The sequence below is a fragment of the Timaviella obliquedivisa GSE-PSE-MK23-08B genome, from assembly GCA_019358855.1.
In the GTDB taxonomy this organism is placed as follows: Bacteria; Cyanobacteriota; Cyanobacteriia; order Elainellales; family Elainellaceae; genus Timaviella; species Timaviella obliquedivisa.
Genome location: JAHHII010000001.1, coordinates 11,298 through 29,839 on the forward strand (window position 1 = coordinate 11,298; position 18,542 = coordinate 29,839).

At 48.0% G+C, this 18,542-nt stretch carries 18 protein-coding genes and 1 tRNA gene; 8 read left to right on the forward strand and 11 right to left on the reverse strand.

Features of this window, described 5'->3' with window-relative positions; all coding sequences use genetic code 11:
- Positions 1–256: 256 nt before the first annotated feature.
- Complete coding sequence (locus tag KME11_00055; protein ID MBW4513600.1) at positions 257–1,987, forward strand: diflavin flavoprotein; 1,731 nt, start codon at positions 257–259, stop codon at positions 1,985–1,987.
- Here the strand turns inward: KME11_00055 and KME11_00060 are convergent.
- The 3 genes from KME11_00060 to moaC all read right to left on the reverse strand — a co-directional run bounded on the left by KME11_00060 (position 1,984) and on the right by moaC (position 3,267).
- The gene (locus KME11_00060; GenBank protein MBW4513601.1) at positions 1,984–2,292 is read right to left on the reverse strand and encodes a DUF3181 family protein; all 309 of its coding nucleotides are present in this window, start codon (positions 2,290–2,292) and stop codon (positions 1,984–1,986) included. The two genes, KME11_00055 and KME11_00060, sit on opposite strands and share 4 nt — an antisense overlap.
- 14 nt (positions 2,293–2,306) lie before the next feature.
- The gene (locus KME11_00065; GenBank protein ID MBW4513602.1) at positions 2,307–2,564 is read right to left on the reverse strand and encodes a 2TM domain-containing protein; all 258 of its coding nucleotides are present in this window, start codon (positions 2,562–2,564) and stop codon (positions 2,307–2,309) included.
- Between the two features lie 184 nt (positions 2,565–2,748).
- Entirely contained in the window at positions 2,749–3,267 is a 519-nt protein-coding gene (moaC, locus tag KME11_00070) for a cyclic pyranopterin monophosphate synthase MoaC (protein ID MBW4513603.1), read from the reverse strand.
- Between the two features lie 36 nt (positions 3,268–3,303).
- Between moaC and KME11_00075 the strand changes: the two genes are divergently transcribed.
- The 5 genes from KME11_00075 to KME11_00095 all read left to right on the forward strand — a co-directional run bounded on the left by KME11_00075 (position 3,304) and on the right by KME11_00095 (position 9,135).
- Positions 3,304–3,377, forward strand: a tRNA-Arg gene (locus KME11_00075).
- 458 nt (positions 3,378–3,835) lie between these two features.
- Positions 3,836–4,090: a hypothetical protein gene (locus tag KME11_00080; protein ID MBW4513604.1), complete on the forward strand. Its 255-nt coding sequence runs from the start codon at positions 3,836–3,838 to the stop codon at positions 4,088–4,090.
- Between the two features lie 123 nt (positions 4,091–4,213).
- On the forward strand, positions 4,214–6,559 hold the full coding sequence (gene purL / locus KME11_00085; protein ID MBW4513605.1) for a phosphoribosylformylglycinamidine synthase subunit PurL: 2,346 nt from the start codon (positions 4,214–4,216) through the stop codon (positions 6,557–6,559).
- A 169-nt stretch (positions 6,560–6,728) separates the two neighbouring features.
- Complete coding sequence (locus KME11_00090) at positions 6,729–8,270, forward strand: amidophosphoribosyltransferase (protein MBW4513606.1); 1,542 nt, start codon at positions 6,729–6,731, stop codon at positions 8,268–8,270.
- Positions 8,271–8,349: 79 nt separating this feature from the next.
- The gene (locus KME11_00095; GenBank protein ID MBW4513607.1) at positions 8,350–9,135 is read left to right on the forward strand and encodes a DUF3386 domain-containing protein; all 786 of its coding nucleotides are present in this window, start codon (positions 8,350–8,352) and stop codon (positions 9,133–9,135) included.
- Here the strand turns inward: KME11_00095 and KME11_00100 are convergent.
- The 5 genes from KME11_00100 to KME11_00120 all read right to left on the reverse strand — a co-directional run bounded on the left by KME11_00100 (position 9,130) and on the right by KME11_00120 (position 11,616).
- Positions 9,130–9,246: a DUF86 domain-containing protein gene (locus KME11_00100; GenBank protein MBW4513608.1), complete on the reverse strand. Its 117-nt coding sequence runs from the start codon at positions 9,244–9,246 to the stop codon at positions 9,130–9,132. The two genes, KME11_00095 and KME11_00100, sit on opposite strands and share 6 nt — an antisense overlap.
- Before the next feature lie 15 nt (positions 9,247–9,261).
- Positions 9,262–9,468 (reverse strand): DUF86 domain-containing protein, encoded by a 207-nt coding sequence (locus tag KME11_00105; GenBank protein ID MBW4513609.1) that lies wholly within the window; start codon positions 9,466–9,468, stop codon positions 9,262–9,264.
- A complete protein-coding gene (locus KME11_00110) occupies positions 9,458–9,748 on the reverse strand; it encodes a nucleotidyltransferase family protein (GenBank protein MBW4513610.1) in 291 nt (96 codons plus the stop codon). The genes KME11_00105 and KME11_00110 overlap by 11 nt, the downstream gene beginning before the upstream one ends.
- A 126-nt stretch (positions 9,749–9,874) precedes the next feature.
- Positions 9,875–10,522 carry a TenA family protein gene (locus KME11_00115; protein ID MBW4513611.1) on the reverse strand — a complete coding sequence of 216 codons (648 nt, stop codon included), beginning with the start codon at positions 10,520–10,522 and terminating at the stop codon, positions 9,875–9,877.
- 80 nt (positions 10,523–10,602) lie between these two features.
- The gene (locus KME11_00120) at positions 10,603–11,616 is read right to left on the reverse strand and encodes a phosphoribulokinase (GenBank protein MBW4513612.1); all 1,014 of its coding nucleotides are present in this window, start codon (positions 11,614–11,616) and stop codon (positions 10,603–10,605) included.
- Positions 11,617–12,072: 456 nt separating this feature from the next.
- Here KME11_00120 and KME11_00125 point away from each other — a divergent pair, with 456 nt between their 5' ends.
- Entirely contained in the window at positions 12,073–13,335 is a 1,263-nt protein-coding gene (locus KME11_00125; GenBank protein MBW4513613.1) for a ferredoxin-NADP reductase, read from the forward strand.
- Positions 13,336–13,458: 123 nt separating this feature from the next.
- Here the strand turns inward: KME11_00125 and KME11_00130 are convergent, their stop codons facing one another.
- From KME11_00130 to KME11_00140, 3 genes are all read right to left on the reverse strand, one after another.
- The gene (locus KME11_00130) at positions 13,459–13,752 is read right to left on the reverse strand and encodes a hypothetical protein (protein MBW4513614.1); all 294 of its coding nucleotides are present in this window, start codon (positions 13,750–13,752) and stop codon (positions 13,459–13,461) included.
- Positions 13,753–13,855: 103 nt separating this feature from the next.
- Positions 13,856–16,555: a DNA mismatch repair protein MutS gene (mutS, locus tag KME11_00135; GenBank protein ID MBW4513615.1), complete on the reverse strand. Its 2,700-nt coding sequence runs from the start codon at positions 16,553–16,555 to the stop codon at positions 13,856–13,858.
- 118 nt (positions 16,556–16,673) lie between these two features.
- A complete protein-coding gene (locus KME11_00140; protein ID MBW4513616.1) occupies positions 16,674–17,420 on the reverse strand; it encodes a Uma2 family endonuclease in 747 nt (248 codons plus the stop codon).
- A gap of 343 nt (positions 17,421–17,763) precedes the next feature.
- On the opposite strand from KME11_00140, the gene KME11_00145 reads away from it, so the two are divergent.
- Positions 17,764–18,432 (forward strand): SMI1/KNR4 family protein, encoded by a 669-nt coding sequence (locus KME11_00145; protein ID MBW4513617.1) that lies wholly within the window; start codon positions 17,764–17,766, stop codon positions 18,430–18,432.
- Positions 18,433–18,542: the final 110 nt, after the last annotated feature.

Here is an 18,542-nt window from a genome sequence, read left to right on the forward strand (position 1 = left end):
AAACTAGAAGAGATCTTTAAGCTAGAAGAGATTTCGGTGGTGCTGAATTGCGACGTAACAAGCTAGTTCCTCCACAGTCTTAGAGTAGAGGCTAGGAGTAAGGTTGATTGGTAAAGCTGGATAGACTTCTCCCCAATCCCTCTCCCAAAAAAAGGGCTTTAAACTAGTTCATCCCTCATCTAGTAGCGCCGGAATTTATATGTCTTGATGTGACCATTGGGTTGTTTTTTCACCCTCCTTATCTTTTGATTTTTTTATGGCAGATACTCAGCCTCGTGACGTACAAGTTGCTTCCATCGGCACCCAGACGATGGTATTGCGATCGCGCACCTGGGAACGGCTCAAGTTTGAGGTGGAGTACGCTCAGCAACGAGGCACAACCGCCAATTCTTACCTCATCCAGGCAGATAAGATTGCTTTAATTGACCCGCCGGGAGAATCGTTTACTGACATTTATTTAGACGAGCTTTATCATCACGTCTATTTTCAACAAATTGACTATGTAATTTTAGGACACGCTAATCCCAACCGTTTTGCCACCCTAGAAGCGTTATTGGGAGTGGAAGTTGCGCCTCAAATTTGCTTTATCTGCACCCGTGCAGCAGAAATTGCTCTGAAGGCAGCATTTCCCGATCGCCTCTTAGATATTCAGGTGGTAACGGGCGGCGACACGGTTGATTTGGGGCAAGGTCATCAGTTGCAGTTTATCGCTGTGCCGACTCCTCGCCATCCTGATGGACTTTGCACCTACGATGCGGCAACACAAATTTTATACACCGACAAGCTTTTTGGCACTCATGTTTGCGATCAGCCAGTGCTAGATGAGGATTGGAAGCAGCTAGATGGCGATCGCCGCTACTATTTTGATTGTCTTCACGCCAGTCAATTTCGGCAGGTTGAAACCGCTCTCGATCGACTAGCTCCCTTTGCGGCAAAAATGTACGCGCCAGGGCATGGCCCTATGGTCAGTTACAGCCTCAGCCGTTTAACCTACGACTATCGCCAGTGGTGCGAGCAGCAGAAATCACAAGAACTCAATGTGGCGCTGTTGTTTACTTCGGCTTATGGCAATACGGCTGCTATGGCACGGGCGATCGCCCATGGTGTGGTGCAAGCCGGCGCAACTGTGCAGTCGATCAACTGCGAATTTGCCGAACCCGCCGAAATTGCGGATGCCTTAGAGCACTGTGGCGGCTTCATTATGGGCACACCGACTTTGGCAGGTCATCCACCCACCCAAATGCAAACGGCGTTAGGGATTGCCCTCTCAACTACAGAGCGGACTAAGCTAGTAGGCGTATTTGGCTCTTACGGTTGGAGCGGAGAAGCGGTTGATTTGCTGCAAAGCAAGCTTCAAGATGCAGGCTACAGTTTTGGCTTTGCGCCCATTCGGATTAAGTTTAAGCCGACTGAAGAGATTGTGAATCAATGTGCAGCAGCAGGGACAGAGTTTGTGCAAGCACTCAAAAAATCCCAGAAGAATCGGGCACCCCGCCAGGTGGGCATAGAAGCAAAAACTGCCGATCGCACCGAGCAAGCCATCAGCCGCATTACTGGATCGCTGTGTGTCATTACCACCAACCGTTTCGATGCTCACCAAGCCCTGCTGACTTCCTGGGTATCGCAAGCCACCTTCAGTCCACCGGGAGTAACGATCGCAGTTCCCATGAGCCATGCCGAGGCAACGCTTCCGACTTTGGGCAGTCAATTTACCTTAAATATTTTGAAGGAAGGACGAAACCTGCGGCGACACTTTTTGAAGCCCATTGCCCCTGGAGAAAATCGGTTTGCTACTATTTCCACCCATGCTGCTAACAATGGATGCCTCATCCTTGATGAAGCCCTTGCTTACCTGGAGTGCACCGTGCAAAACCGCATGGAGTGCGGCGACCATTGGCTGATCTATGCCACCGTAGACAACGGTAAGGTCATGGAGGCAGTTGGGGTGACTGCTGTTCAACACCGCAAGTCAGGAACTTACTATTAAAGCTCCCGCTGATAATCTTCCAATACGTCCATTAAATGCACCTGAGACTGCATAGGCAGCAAATCGGCAAGAGAAACCTCCATCTTGCCCCCGCCTAGCTTGACAGAAATTCCTTTCAAGATAGCTTGAACCTGGCTTTCTGTGACCGCTTTCTGGGCAAGCAGCGGATAAAGCTGCTCTGCCAAAGGTTTACTAAGGTGAGCATCACGCAGGTAAAGATGCCACTTGGCGACATCAATATAAACGTTGTCGCCAATGGACGCGGCAAGGGATTCAATTGCTTCGGTCGAGTTGCTGTAAGCCATGGTGAAGTCTCCGTTTATCCTTGATCAGGTTTAGACTCGTTGTAACTGGCGATCGCAAAAATAAATACCCCATGCGCCACCAATGCTAGCGCCCATGCACCTGTCACCCAAACTGACCAAGTCCAGTCAGATGCTTTAATGGTGCGGACAAACCAAATTCCAGAGTTGATTGCCGAAAAAACAGCAACATGAGTAGCAAAATTCATGCGATCGTCGAGACGACGAAAGGCGGGGTCATTGCGATCGGGTTGGCGGGGCCAGCGTGGAGGCATAAATTTTGTTGAGTAGTGAATCGAAAGATGGTGATGAGATTTACAGATTTCCAAAAGGTTTTGATCTCATGGATTTCATTGTAAAGCTTATCGCTTATTGAATCATGGGGTAATGCGACCTCTCAGAAGGAAGACTCCTGGGAATCGGCTCTGATGATTGGAGAGGATTACTGAGGATTAACTGTTACTGAGGATTACTATAGTCTCCCGATTTGCCGCCCGTTTTCTGCACCAGATAAATGGCTTCGATTTGAATCGATTTTTCTAAAGCTTTTGCCATGTCATAAAGCGTTAAAGCCGCCACCGAAACTGCTGTCAGTGCCTCCATTTCCACCCCTGTTTCTGCCTTGGTTTTGACTTCTGCCCGAATCTGATATCCCGGCAAATTAGAGTCTGGGATAATTTGTACTTCCACCTTTTGCAACGGCAAAGGATGACAAAGCGGAATTAAAATTGCCGTTTGTTTTGCCCCCATGATGCCTGCCAGCCTTGCAGTCCCTAGCACATCTCCCTTGGGGGCATTTCCAGCTTGAATGGCAGTAAAGGTCGTCGCTAGCATTCGGACGCGCCCTACAGCGACTGCATGGCGATCGGTTTGGGTTTTAGCAGAAACATCTACCATGTGTGCCTGACCTTCAGCATCGAGGTGCGTCAGGATTTGAGGCTCAGAGGCAGGAAAATTTTGAAAGGAGTTTTGTGTCATTGGATTTTGTATGGTAGTATTTGTATTGATGGTTAAGGGCATGTAGCTCAGTGGACTAGAGCACGTGGCTACGGACTACGGTGTCGGGGGTTCGAATCCCTCCTTGCCCGTTACAACACTTTACTAAGGAAAGGTTAGCATTTGAAAATGCTGACCTTTTTTAAGTAAGGGCTGAAACGGCTTGAAATTCAAGAATTTAAGCGCATTGCTTCCTGTACAGATAGTATTTCTAACGGTTTCAACGATTTGTGCAAGCTTGTTTGTGCCTTAAATCACAGGGTAGGATATCGAGTTTTTTCAGGCTGAGGTATCAACTTAAACCCTTCCTAAAAACATCAAAAGCCTCGAACCCACGTCTGATCAAAGCTTTACACCAATACCACTGAGATGAACGGTTTAAAGAGCAGGTCAGTTATCTCAGTAAGGGGAGTGGGGTCTGGGTGGGAAAAGTGTTGCTCTTTACGCGATCGAGCCAAAATCCCTCGGTTGTGAAGGTTGGGTAAATTCCTTTAGGGTAAGGGCTGAATTAAGCGCCTACTTCTTCTTCCTTCAGAGACTTGTCTAAATTATGCAATCTACTCAGTCAAATCAAGCTTTCCCCCAAGTTTACTCTGATTCGTCTGTTACCTCTAAAGCAGCCTCTACAGGGTTGAGCGAGGGTAAGGGAATGGAGCGATCGTTTGCGATTGCTTGTGGTCTTGGTGCGGTCACAGTGGTCTTTGGGATCACTGCTTTGATCTACCAATTTGCGCCAGAGTTCAACAGGCTTAGAAATGCCAGTGGTCAGGGTGAGGTGCCTAAGTTTTCTACTTTTCAGGGCTGAAGGTGCGGTTGAGCGCGTTGGTCAGCGCGATCGATTCTGGTTCCCCTTCTCAACTTCACCATCTTCTCGCCCCAATGCCGATAGAATGAAGCTTGTCAAATTATCTTGAGCTTTCCTCGTTCTATGACAGAGGCTTCCGCCATAGCAACCGCGCCTTTCTCCTTAGGAGAAATTACCTCAGAAGGGCTTAAACCTGAAGAATACGAAGAAATTTTTCGGAGATTAGGGCGACACCCCAACAAAGCTGAACTCGGCATGTTTGGGGTCATGTGGTCAGAGCATTGCTGCTACAAGAACTCTCGCCCTTTATTGAAACAATTTCCGACGACGGGCAGCCGTGTTTTGGTTGGACCTGGCGAAAATGCGGGGGTTGTAGATGTTGGCGATGGCTTACGACTAGCATTTAAGATAGAGTCCCATAACCATCCTTCAGCGGTGGAGCCTTTTCAAGGTGCTGCAACAGGCGTGGGCGGGATTTTGCGAGATATTTTTACTATGGGAGCACGCCCGATCGCCATTCTCAATTCGCTGCGGTTTGGTGACCTCAACGATGCCCGCACGAAGCGATTACTAAGTGGCGTGGTCGCAGGAATTTCTCACTATGGCAATTGTGTAGGCGTACCGACCGTGGGCGGCGAAGTTTATTTTGACCCAGCGTACTCTGGTAATCCGCTGGTCAATGCCATGGCAATGGGGTTGATGGAAACGCCAGATATTGTCAAGTCAGGGGCGATCGGTATTGGCAATCCAGTCCTATATGTGGGTTCGACGACGGGACGAGACGGCATGGGGGGAGCCAGCTTCGCCAGTTCAGAGCTAAGTGATACGTCGATGGACGATCGCCCTGCGGTTCAAGTCGGTGATCCATTTTTAGAAAAGTCTTTGATCGAAGCTTGTTTAGAAGCCTTTAAAACAGGAGCCGTGGTTGCTGCCCAAGATATGGGTGCTGCCGGAATTACTTGCTCAACATCTGAAATGGCGGCTAAAGGCGGTGTTGGCATTGAGTTAGATTTGGATCTGATTCCTGTGCGAGAAACTGGAATGGTTCCTTACGAGTATTTGCTGTCAGAATCGCAAGAGCGAATGCTGTTTGTAGCTGACAAGGGGCGCGAACAGGAGCTAATTGATATTTTTGAACGATGGGGACTGCACGCGGTCGTTGCCGGTGTGGTCATTGTCGAGCCGATTGTGCGAATTCTCTTTCAGGGCAGCGTTGCGGCTGAAATTCCGGCAACCGCTTTAGCAGACAATACGCCAATTTATCACCGCGAGTTACCCCCAGAGCCGCCGAAGTACGCACAGCAAGCATGGGCATGGAATGTTTCTGCTCTGCCAACCGCCACAGATGAGGGCATTGTGATCGCCGGCAAGGCGCAAAGCTGGAATGATGTCTTGCTGACCTTGCTAGATGTCCCGACGATCGCCTCTAAACGCTGGATTTATCGCCAGTATGATCATCAGGTGCAGAATAACACTGTCCTGTTTCCCGGTGGGGCAGATGCCGCGATCGTTCGTCTTCGCTCTCAAACAGAGGCAGGTGCCGCTTCTAACCGAGGCGTTGCTGCAACCGTAGACTGCAACGCCCGTTATGTCTATCTTCACCCTTACGAAGGCTCAAAAGCCGCCGTTGCTGAAGCCGCCCGCAACCTAAGCTGCGTTGGAGCCGAGCCGATCGCAGTCACCGACAACCTTAACTTTGGCAGCCCCGAAAATTCCACGGGCTATTGGCAACTCTCCGAAGCTTGTCGAGGACTGGCAGAAGCGTGTCAAGAATTTTCAACGCCCGTCACCGGGGGCAATGTATCGCTGTACAACGAAACCTTAGACTCGCAAGGCAAGCCCCAAGCCATCTATCCTACGCCCGTCGTGGGCATGGTGGGATTAGTGGCTGACTTAACAAAAATCTGTGGTCAGGGTTGGAAGGAAGAGGGCGATCGCATCTATCTTTTAGGGCTACCCCTCGAAACCGTCAGCCCCAGCATTACTTTTGGCGGCTCTGAATATCTCGCAACTATCCACAGCACGATCGCTGGAATGCCCCCTATTGTTGACTTTAACTTAGAGCGGCAAGTCCAAGCGGTCTGTCGGGAAGGCATTTGCCAAGGCTGGGTCAAGTCGGCGCATGATTGTGCCGAAGGTGGACTAGGAGTTGCCCTGGCTGAAGCTTGCATCAGTGGCGATCGAGGGGCAACGCTGACCGTTCCCTCAGGCGAGCGTTTTGACCATTTATTATTTGCTGAAGGTGGCGCTAGGATCTTGGTTTCTATTGCACCTGCTCAAGCGGCGGACTGGGAAACTTATCTGCACGTCCACTTAGCTGAAAATTGGCAGGCGTTAGGAGAGGTTAGTGCGATCGGGGGAAGATTAGAGATTTTAACAACTGATAATCTGTCGTTAATAAACGTTAAGATCGAAGCAATGGACGATCGCTGGTCTAAAGCCATTGAACGCCGCCTTTTAGAGCAGTAACAGTCCTGCCCACTCTGTATTTCTGTAGCGTTTTGTTTACACCATACGTTACTGTAATAAAGCAAAAAAGTAACAATTAACACACGCCCCCCACTGAGTTTTTGTGGGGTCAATACATCGTTGGTCTTGCTCAAATAACTACCGAATACAGGAGTCCATCTCTCCCATGATGCCTAGTTCCGATCATTCTTTTGACAATCAACGTGCTCTTGGATCTCTCCCAGATGTGCAACCCGACCCTAGCGGTATCTGCGAAGCAGCGCGCCCCGATAAACCCGAAGAAGCGTGTGGTGTTTTTGGCATTTATGCACCTCAAGAAGATGTTGCCAAATTGACCTATTTTGGTCTATACGGACTACAGCATCGGGGGCAGGAATCGGCTGGTATTGCCGTTTTTGAAGGCAACCAAGTTCACCTTCATAAAGAGATGGGGCTGGTCGCTCAGGTCTTCAGCGAACAGATTTTGGCAGAAATGACTGGCACGTTGGCAGTTGGACATACGCGCTACTCCACTACTGGGTCGAGCCGGGTTGTTAATGCCCAACCTGCTTTGGTCGAAACCCGACTTGGGAAACTAGCATTGGCACATAATGGCAATTTGGTTAACACTCCGGCGTTACGGGAAGAGTTGTTGGAAACTGGGGTGCAGCTTAACACCACGACTGATTCAGAAATGATTGCGATCGCCATTGCACAGGCTATTAACACTGGTAAAGGCTGGCTAGATGGAGCAATCAGTGCGTTCCGTCGCTGTCAAGGGGCATTCAGCTTGGCGATCGCAACTCCCGAAGGCATCATGGGCGTGCGTGATCCAAATGGCATTCGTCCGCTCGTCATTGGCACCCTTAAAAGCGAACTTCCTAACGAGCCATTGCGCTACGTCCTTTCCTCAGAAACCTGCGCCCTAGATATCATTGGCGCAGACTATCTGCGCGATGTTGCCCCTGGCGAAATGGTGTGGATCACCGAAACAGGCATGGAATCTTTTCAATGGGCAACGCCCGAAACGCGCAAGCTTTGCATTTTTGAAATGATTTATTTTGCCCGTCCTGACAGCATCATGCATGATGAAAGCCTTTACAGCTATCGAATGCGCATTGGACGACAATTGGCACTCGAAGCCCCCGCTGAGGTTGATCTGATCATTGGTGTTCCTGATTCGGGCATTCCAGCGGCGATCGGCTTTTCCCAAACCTCAGGCATTCCCTACGCTGAAGGATTGATCAAAAATCGCTATGTCGGGCGCACCTTTATTCAACCGACTCAGCACATGCGTGAATCAGGGATTCGGATGAAGCTTAACCCGCTGAAAGATGTGCTCTTCGGCAAACGCATTGTAGTCGTTGATGATTCTATCGTCAGAGGCACGACTAGCCGCAAGCTCGTTAAAGCCCTACGCGATGCTGGCGCGACAGAAGTTCACATGCGCATTTCTTCGCCCCCTGTCACCCATCCATGCTTCTACGGCATCGATACCGATAGCCAAGACCAACTTATTGGTGCAACTAAGACCGTCGAAGAAATTGGTCAGCAAATTGGCGTAGATTCTTTGGCATACCTTAGCTTGGAAGGGATGTTAAAGACCACCCAAGATGACATTGAAAGCTTCTGCTCAGCTTGCTTCACGGGTGATTATCCTGTGCCCGTGCCAGAGTTAGTGAAGCGATCGAAGCTAATGTTGGAGAAGCTAGTCCCGACCGTAACCGCATAGCTTGGGCATAGGCTGAACTGAACCTGTTGTAGATTGCAAATAAAAGGGCAATCTATACCTGTTTGGTCAGCCTTTAGCAATGAGCAGCGAGATGATGATGAACTGGAAACGAATGCAGCAAAGAATTGGGTTGGGATTAGGGCGCATTATTGTGGCGATCGTCCTCCTCACCCTCAGCATTTCGCCCAGCATTGCCGCAGAATCTCCCCAGACTCAAGCCGATGCCAGAACCCTCCTTAAAACCGCCTACGAAAACCGCTACACCTGGGACACAGCCTTCCCTGGCTACCAAGCAGAAGTTGCAGTTCGCTATCAAGACACCTATGTTCAAGGCGCTGTGATGCTTAACGCCGAGCTACAAGTAGCCACCCAGAACGTAATTGATCAAGATATTCGCCAAGTCATCATGGCGCAACTACAAATGGTAGCTACCCAGTTACACTCCACGACATTTGACGAAATGCACGGACAATATCAGTTTGCGCTAGTCAATAACGAAGGCAGTACTGCCGAAATTGAGGAAACTAAGGATGAAAACAGCGCTCGGTACATTGTTAAAGACCAGGCAATAGTTCAGGTTAACCGCAACATTGGTGAGTTTACCGTCGAAATTAAAACCTTAGATTCATCGAAAACCAATGAAGGCTATCTACAAACCCACTTTCAAGCTATTTTCCGAGGTGCTAAGACCGCAGAACTAATAGAGCAGGACGACATTCGCGACTCTTACGAAAAAGTAGGAAATTACTACCTTCTTGCCAAGCGTGAAATCCGCCGAGGCAATGCTGAAGGCTGGCTCAGTCAGCTTTATCCCGATACAACGCTACGGTTTAGTAATTTTCAGTTATTGCCGACAGCGTTATAAATCTATCGATTGTTGAAGAGAAAGCTCCAATTGAACAAGGTCTTGCTGAAGCATTTGCCAAATAATGGATAGATTGACCTGGAAATATTCATGAATCACAATATTTCGCATTCCGCGCACGTCAATCTAGGGAATTTCAGAGTGTGAAGCTTCTATCTCAGGCGAAATACCACCAACTGCTTCACCAATAATTGCAAGGTTATACAAGACTGCCCTGATCGTGTTCCGATCATCTTGGAACTCTTTAAACGTTATTCCATTTGTAAACCCTCGGATTTCTGCGATCGCAGCTAGCATATCTTTTACCCTATTTTGCCAATTTCTAGAAGGCACGAATAGCCTCCCGAAAAACAGGTTCTCGCAGATAAGGTTTGAGTGAATCGGGCGTGCCCAAATCAACCGAACTCTCTAGGATCTCTTCAAGGTATCGTTTCAGGCGTATAAACGTGAACAACCCAACCGGACGGTTAAACTCTACTAGCAAATCAATATCACTATCTATTCGCGCTTCATCCCTTACCACTGAGCCAAAAATCATCAGAGACTCAACGCCAAGATCCTTTAGCGTGTTCTGATGGTTAGCCAAAATTTTGAGGGCTTCCTGCCGTCGCATTATCTGACCTAAAATGAGTAACAAATTGACTAAAGATTCTATCTCAACTCCAAGGTCAATCATGCCTAAATGCTCTCACATGGTGCTTACTACTAAGCCGCATGACAAATAATTTTCTCTCCTAGATCACTCAACATTCCAAGCCGCCTGAAAAAAATCTAACTCACACTGCATGGCATAGCGATAAACCGGGCTGCTTTGCAGATACCGCAAGGGTCGCCCCTCCTCATCCCCCCTTAAGTACTGCTCCACTAACTGTGCTAATTGCTCTGCCAACGGCTCAAACTCCGCACTGCCATAGGTACTAATCCAATCAGCGTAATCATGAGCAGGAATACCATTTGCCGCTAACGATCGCCCCAAAAATGCATAAAGCTTCATGCAGGGCAACATTGCCGCTGCCGTTACACCCACGGTTTGGCTCCAAGCAGTTGCCAGCAGAAAATCGGTATAGCGCCGAGTGGCGGCTCCAGGGTCAACCATTTTGAGGTTAACGCCCCACTGGGAGGCATAGGTTTGGTGCAGGTTAAGTTCTTGTAGCACACCACTAGCTAAGTCGTGAAATACGTTGAACTCTTGCCAGTCAGGAGCTTTGGCAGCGGCAATGCTGTAGGCGCGGGCGAACGCTTCTAAGAAGAAAGTATCTTGTCCAACATAGTAGGCGAACTTGGCTTTGGGTAAGGAGCCGTTTGCAATGCCCTGCACGAAGGGGTTTTGTAGACAGGCGATCGCCAAATCTTGATTTTCCTGCCACAGGTCTTCAGCAATACTCATAAAAAAAATTCCTAAAAAATATAGGGGCATGGCACTGCCACACCCCCCATATCAAGATGGTGAACAAGATTACAGAACAATTAGTTGGCGATCGCCTTCGCCGCCATTTTTGCTTCACCGCCCACCAAGCGTTCGTAAGCGGCTCGCATTTTCAAACCAACTAACACCTGAAACAAGCCGCTGCCGTTGTCAGAGCCAGGGTACTCTTTGTGCTTTAGCAATAGCTCGGTCATTTCGCCGTAGAACTTGGTAGAGAGGTTGCTGAGGTGGCTTTCGAGGTAAATCATTTCTTCGAGGCGATCGAAGCGTCCATCAACTTCTAGCACCGAAACGCTGTGACCATAGTAGCTGTCAGGGCCATAGAACATGCGAATACCAGGATAAGAGCAGGTCAGCTTCCGTCCACAGGGAATCCAGTCGATGCTGGAGCCTTCGTCGAACAGATAAACTGGCTCGAAGCCCTCAACGCCATCTTTTTGGATGAGGCGGACGCGCAGGACTTTGCGCTCTTTGTCATCTTTAATTAACTTGGTTGGCAAGATTTGAATGACTACATCAGCGTGGGCTTTTTGAGGATCAATATAGCTTTCAAAGTCGGGGCGACGGGAGTTGATCGCTGCCAATACGTCTTCATAAGTGTGACCCCGCTCTGCCATATCGCGCTGAATTTTCCAGGCGATTTTAACTTCGTCGTCAATGTCGAGGTAGACGCTGAAGTCAAGGAGCGATCGCACCCGTTCGTCGTACATGGGGTGCAAACCCTCTATCACAACGATGGGAGTCGGTTTAATAGACTCAGGAGGATCAATTAAGCCCGTCTCATGATTATAGATCGGCTTCATAATTTGGTGACCTTCCTTCAGCGCCTTAATCTGCTCGTACATCAGATCAAAATTGTTGGCAGCTGGGTTCAGGGCTGTAATCCCTGTTTCTTTACGCTGGTAGCGATCCAGACTGTGGTAGTCGTCTAGGCAGATCACAGTCATTGAGTCTTCGCCAAATAAATCTGCCAAGCGGCGCAGGAAGGTGGATTTACCGCATCCTGAATCTCCGGCGACACCAATTAGAACCACACGGTCTGGCGTACTGATCATAAGTTTCCTCTAGAGAAATAAACGCTTTATCAACTTTGGATATTTTGAGCCAGCCTGCTCTTTTGGATATTTTGAGCCAGCCTGCTCTTACAGTCAGGATATTGCTGACTTCCCTAACTAGGCTGGAAGACAAGGCAAGTTATTAGTACTATCTCGGTATTTGGATTCTACCAAAAGGGGATCATCACTACAAGGGAAGACTAGAGACTTTTGTGAGGTATGTCGAATCTTTAATTAGCCTAAAATGATGCGATCGCCACATTCATTTACTAAATTGCCTTCTATGGTAATGAAGAGGAGTGTTTTTTTAATCGCTCCATGAGTTCGTGTCTCTGGAGACTGCCACAATGCTACGCTATTACCAATCAGCTTTTGACGAGCAAGATTCTCTATGAATTTGCCTTAGAAGCTTGACGGTAATTTTTTTAGACGGGTTAGGAGATAGGTTAACAAGCAATGTACAATCCCAGCGCAGTAGGCAGTGCTTCCAATACAGCTTATGGCAGCCGCCTTTTTATCTACGAAGTTGAAGGGTTACGGCAAACCCCACAAAGCGACAAGATGGATTATCCAATTCGGCGGAGTGGCAGCGTGTTGATCACTGTGCCCTACTCCCGCATGAATCAGGAAATGCAAAAGATTCTGCGCATGGGGGGTCGCATTGTCAGCATTCAGCCTGTCTCTACCGATAGCGTAGCGACTAATGGCAAAGTCTCTTCTGGCACTGATGTTTCTGGCACTAATATTTCTGGCACTGATATTTCTGGCACCAATGTTCAGCCCAAGTCAACAGAAGGAGCAAAGCCTGTGACCCAAGCCAAAGAAAAAGTATCTAAGGCAGATATTCCGGTTAATATCTATCGTCCCAATAGTCCTTATATTGGCAAATGTCTCTCGACTCAAGAAATGGTTCAAGAGGGCGGTATTGGGACTGTTAAGCACGTCAAGTTTGATATTTCTCAAGGAGATTTGACCTATCTTGAAGGTCAAAGTATTGGGATTATTCCCGATGGCGTTGATAGCAAAGGTAAGCCTAACAAAATTCGCCTTTACTCCATTGCTTCGACTCGCCACGGAGATGATGTTGACGACAAAACGGTGTCGCTATGCGTGCGTCAGTTGGAATATAAGAACGAAGCTGGAGAAACAATCTATGGCGTTTGTTCAACGTTCTTAACGCAGATGAAGCCTGGTGACGAAGTGAAAATCACAGGTCCAGTGGGTAAGGAAATGCTCTTGCCTGCTGATGAAGATGCCAACGTGATTATGATGGCAACGGGCACCGGGATTGCACCGTTCCGCGCTTATCTATGGCGGATGTTTAAGGAAAATGAGAGAGCGGCGAATCCTGATTATCAATTCAAAGGGTTTGCCTGGCTGATCTTTGGGGTAGCAACTACACCTAACCTTTTGTACAAGCAGGAGTTGGAAGAGTTGCAGGCTCAGTATCCTGACCACTTCCGGGTCACTTACGCGATTAGTCGTGAGCAGAAGAACCCTGAGGGCGGCAGGATGTATATTCAGCACCGAGTTGCCGAACATGCCCAAGAGATCTGGAATTTGGTGAAGAATGAGAAAACTCATACTTACATCTGCGGATTGAAGGGAATGGAGGATGGCATTGATGCGGCAATGGCGGGTGCTGCTGAGCCGGAAGGAGTTGTTTGGAAAGAGTATCAGCGATCGATTAAAGAGCGCTGGCACGTTGAGACTTACTAAACGTTCTGGCTTTTAGTCGGAAGAGTTCAAGTAAAAAAGGGAGGAGAGCGATCGGCTTTGCCGTTACCGTAAGGGTCGCTTTTCCTCTTTTTTTTCAATGATTTATTTGATGTGATGAAAACTTCAGAGCGTATAATCTGAACAGATTCTTTCGATGACTTGTTCAGCAGTGATCAATCGTTTGAGGACGACTTGCCCAATAGTGCTGTTAGTGGCGCTTTCGGTAGCAGGTTTGACTTCCAGCATGATAACTTCTTCTTCGACCTGATAGAGCCAAAGTTTTTCGTTGTTTTCGCTGATGTGGAGGTTGAGGCGATCGATCTCGGGTTTGCGTCTCCAAGAGGCTTCGTTCCAGAGTCCACCAAATTCCCAAACCCGACCCACATTCCAGCCTTCAGATAGGAAAAAATATTTCACAGATGATGTCTCGGTTGACTTCAATGATTATTATCTATTTTGATGTCATTAAGTGACTGGTTTAGGGTGAGGCGATCGGGAATGTTTAGGCTAACTTCAAAATTCACAGCAATTTCTTAAAAATGTTTAGTTGTTCCTCAGGATCAAACTGACCTACTCCATTCACAGGCTTCTCTTTTACAGACGAGTTGCCCTTACGAAGACCTACTGCAATATGCGAATGCTTTTCAATTTGACTCATCACTTGTTTAGCGCGTTGGATCACAGTAGCAGGCAATCCTGCTAAGCGTCCTGCTTCAATGCCATAGGATCGATCGGCACCGCCAGGGCGAACCTGGTGCAGAAAAATAATTTGATCAGGAAGTTCTTTAACCGTGACCTGATAGTTAGCAATATTGGGCTGAAGCGAAGCAAGCTCGTTGAGTTCGTGGTAATGGGTGGCAAAAATAGTTCGGGCAACAATGATCGTGGCAAGATGTTCTGCAACTGCCCAAGCGATCGATAATCCATCAAATGTGGCAGTTCCTCGACCAATTTCATCGAGCAGAACTAAGGATTGGGGCGTGGCGTGATTGAGGATATTAGCGGTTTCATTCATTTCTACCATAAAGGTGGATTGCCCAGTCGCCAGATCATCGACTGCACCCACGCGAGTAAAAATGCGATCGCACACCCCCAATTTCGCCGCTTTTGCAGGCACAAAGCTGCCGACTTGTGCCATTAGCTGAATTAAACCGACCTGCCGTAAATAGCAGCTTTTACCGCTAGCATTCGGCCCTGTAAGAATAATTAGATCAGGATTCTTCTGTTCACCTTCTCCTAACGCCGCCGAGTTAGGTACAAAGAAGCCAGCAGGAAGAGATTTCTCGACCACCGGATGCCGTCCATCAGTAATGCTGACCTCACGGGTTGAAGTTATTTGAGGACAGCAATAGCCTTGATAGATGGCAATTTCAGCAAAGGAGCAGAGGACATCAAGGGCAGCGATCGCCCCTGCCACCGCTCGAATTTGGTCGGCTTGTTCTGCCACTTCCAAACGGAGCGCCACAAAAATGTCATACTCTATTTTTCCTAAGTCATTGCGAGCAGTAAAGATTGCCGCCTCTCGCTCTTTTAGCTCTGTGGTCACATATCGCTCTTCATTGGTCAGCGTTTGTTTACGAGTATATCCGTCTGGAATTGTCTCTCCTGATTTGGCACGGGAAATGCTGATGAAGTAACCAAAAGTTTTGCTATAGCCGACTTTCAGACTCGGAATGCCCGTTCTTTGGCGCTCGGTAACTTCGAGTTGGGCAATCCATTGTTCATCAGTTTGGATTTGTTGGCGGAGGTCGTCTAGCTGGGAATTAACGCCAGGACGAATCAGGTTACCCTCGCTGAGGGTAAGGGGCGGCTCATCAACCAAGTGAGCTTTGAGACGTTTGCCCAAGTGCTCTAAAATCTCTGGAAAGGTTTGGAGAGCTTGAAGATAGGGCGACCCTTGCGGTATCTGCGAAGCAGCGCGCCCCGCAGCCGCCAATCCTGCTAATTCAGGTAGCTTGCTTAATGAGTCTGCCAATGCCACTAAATCACGAGCATTTGCCGTGCCCGACCCGGCTCGTCCTGTCAACCGCTCTAGATCATAAATCCGCTTCAGCAACTGCTGAAAATTTTGCCGCAAAGCCCCGTTTGTCACTAGTTCTTCGACAGTGTTTTGCCGCGCCTCAATACCCGAAATATCTAACAGCGGTTGTAACAGCCAGCGGCGCAATGCCCGTCCGCCCATTGCCGTGACGGTTTTATCTAACGACCACAGTAAGGAACCGTGATAAGTACCATCTCGCACCGTTTGCGTAATTTCTAAGTTGCGGCGGCTTTGGTGATCCAGTACTAAATATTCGCTCAGAGCGTAAGTAGAGAGCGGCTTGAGCAGAATTTTTCCATCTCGATGAGAGTCCTCCAAATACTCTAGCAATCCGCCAGCCGCCCGAACGGCAAGCGATAAATGCTCGCAGCCCAACCCTTCCAGCGATCGCACCTTAAACTTTTCCAACAATCGCGGACGAGCTTCGGACAAGGCAAAGGGCAGGTGCGATCGCAATGTATAGCAAAACTGGGTGGGCAAGCAGTCTGGAAAATCAGCAGAGCCGCGCATACCCTTGCTTTCACCGGGGCGCAACAATCCACCCAAATCAGGCGCGTTAGTCGGTATCAGGACTTCCGAAGGCTGAAGCCGCATGAGTTCTTGAGTTAGTAAATCCAGATCGCCAGATTGAGTGGTGAGAAATTCGCCCGTTGAGATATCCGCGATCGCCAATCCCCACTGATTCCCAGTAATCACAACTGCCGCCAAAAAGTTATTCCGACGGGCGTTCAACATTCCTTCTTCTAAGATTGTTCCTGGCGTAATGACTCGTGTAATTTCCCGTTGCACCAGCCGTCCCTGCGCATCTGCCGCATCTTCTACTTGGTCGCAAATTGCCACTGCGTAGCCCTTTTCCACCAGCAATGCACAGTAGCGATCGAGGGCATGGTGCGGAACACCTGCCAAAGGAACTTTACCCACTTCTTTACCGCCATCCTTTGCCGTTAAAACTAGCTCTAATTCCCGCGCTACTGTGATTGCATCTTGAAAAAATGTCTCGAAAAAATCTCCAACACGGTACAGCAGCAGGGCATGGGGATATTGATCCTTCATTTCGGCATAGTGCCGCAGCATCGGGGTCAGATCGTCGCGGTTGACCGAGCGATGATTAGCGTAGCGAACGGCGTGCTTAACAAGGCGATCGGGCAGATCGTTGGTCGGGGCTTGGAAATCCGTCATGGGAATAGGAAAGTGTTTTGCAGGCTGAATTAACTATTTTACTGCTCTAGGATGGTTGCTGTTGTCAAAGCATAGGGTGAGATTGCGATCGCCTTAGACTTTCAGACATCCTTTAAACCTAAGGCTGTTGCCGTTCCTGTAGTTGTATTCTCAACCGAGCTAACTCTTGCTCTGCCGCGTCCGCTCGTTGGCGCTCTTGCCCTGCTCGCTGGCGCTCCTCAACCACTTGTTCAGAACTCCAAAGCAGCAGATTTCCTGATTCATCCCACCACCGCAACCAGTGGGTTGTGATGCCTAGACGAGTCCCTTGCCAGCGCCCCAAGAACAACTTGACTTCAGGAATCCAGTAATGTCCTTGCGCATTAGGCGTTTGTCTAACGTACTGTCCGTTCTGAAGTTGCCGGACATCCAACAGTAATTCTTGAGGATCAAAAAGTACGTAAGTTGGAACCTTGAGGATGTGTTCGTAGAAATAGAGCTTGCCATAGGGAGGAGTCGATCGCACCGAATATTCTCCTCCATCGGTTTCCGACAAAAACTCCATGACAACTGCAACAGGTTCGCCTTCTAACGTTGGTGTGTAGCTGCGTCGCACCAAGTTTTGGGCGATCGGCAGCACTGTAGGCACAAACAGCCAATCGGGAGCTTTGACAACAGTTTTTTGATTAACAGTAGCAACCAAAGCAAAGTTAGAGGCTATGAGCATTTCGGGTTGAACTAATCCTGCTGAATCCAACGCATCAGTTAGAGCAGCCGCCAAGAAGGGTTGTTGAATATTTTCTGCGGGAAAATCGGACAATTTGTAATTTTTTGGAAAGGTTTCCCAAGTAATTTTTAGGGCGCTTGGCGTTGTTTGTAAAACCATTGGGGATTCCTCACGAACAGCCGTCAACTATAGTTCATCATAAGCCTTAGGAATGTAGCTAGAACATTTTTGGGCAGTATAGGGGGGAAAGTTAGCTATCCCAAAAAATCACAGAAGAAAGAGAGAATATTAAGAATCCAAGTATTGTTTAAGAGGTTTGTTTGGACATGAATTTAACGAGACTTATTATTCATGAATTTTTTGTCCGCTTATCACTTTATCTCTCAGGATAAAGTGTAAGTTCAATGTTAAGCAGAACAAGCCAATTCTGGCAAAAAATTTAGCTACTTATCACTCTAGTTAAAATTGCAAACCCTAAAATCTCTGGAGTTATCTTATCTATATGAACTATGCGACATATATCAAAAACTTCAAGAACAGAAAGATACCAGAAGCCATGGAAAGATTGCTTCAGTTAAGCAATAATCTGGATAATTTGTCAGAAGATTTGTGCTATGCGGGCATATACTTCAGCTTTGTAGAAGATTCTGATGAGTATCTAACGCTTTTGCTTGGCTACGAAAGTCAGCTTGTTGAATCTATACTTGGAATCGCCACAAACGGCGCAGGAGATTTGCTTGCCTTCTGGGTTTACGACGATCGAGATCTTGAAGATGCTCCAATTGTATTTGTTGGACATGAGGGAGATGCTTGTGTTATGGCAAACAATTTTAGTGAACTGCTTCCACTTCTGGTAAGTAGCGGAGATCTTCACCCTGATAATATTCCAGAACACCTAAACGAATTTAACGAATTTGACGGTGATAGCATCCTGGGTAAAATTACACTCAAAATGGAGGAAGATGGCTTTTATTCTCCTGGTACTCTTCAGGAGTTAATAGAGAGGAGGGAGGAGACAAAAATAGAACAAGCAGATTTTGCTACAAGGCTTGGTATTCAATTGCCCGAGAATCCTGCTGAGTTGATGCGAACTGCAATTGAAGCTCATCCCAATTTTGAGGAGTGGTTAAATCATCAAATATCAATCGAGAATCCTGATTATTTTAATTGATTAGTTATCCACTCATTATGCTTACTCGCTCGCAGGAATTGTCATCCTACGAGGCTCCTGCTTCCACTTCTGCTCAAGTTCAATGATTTACTTAAGCGATCGCCTTTACC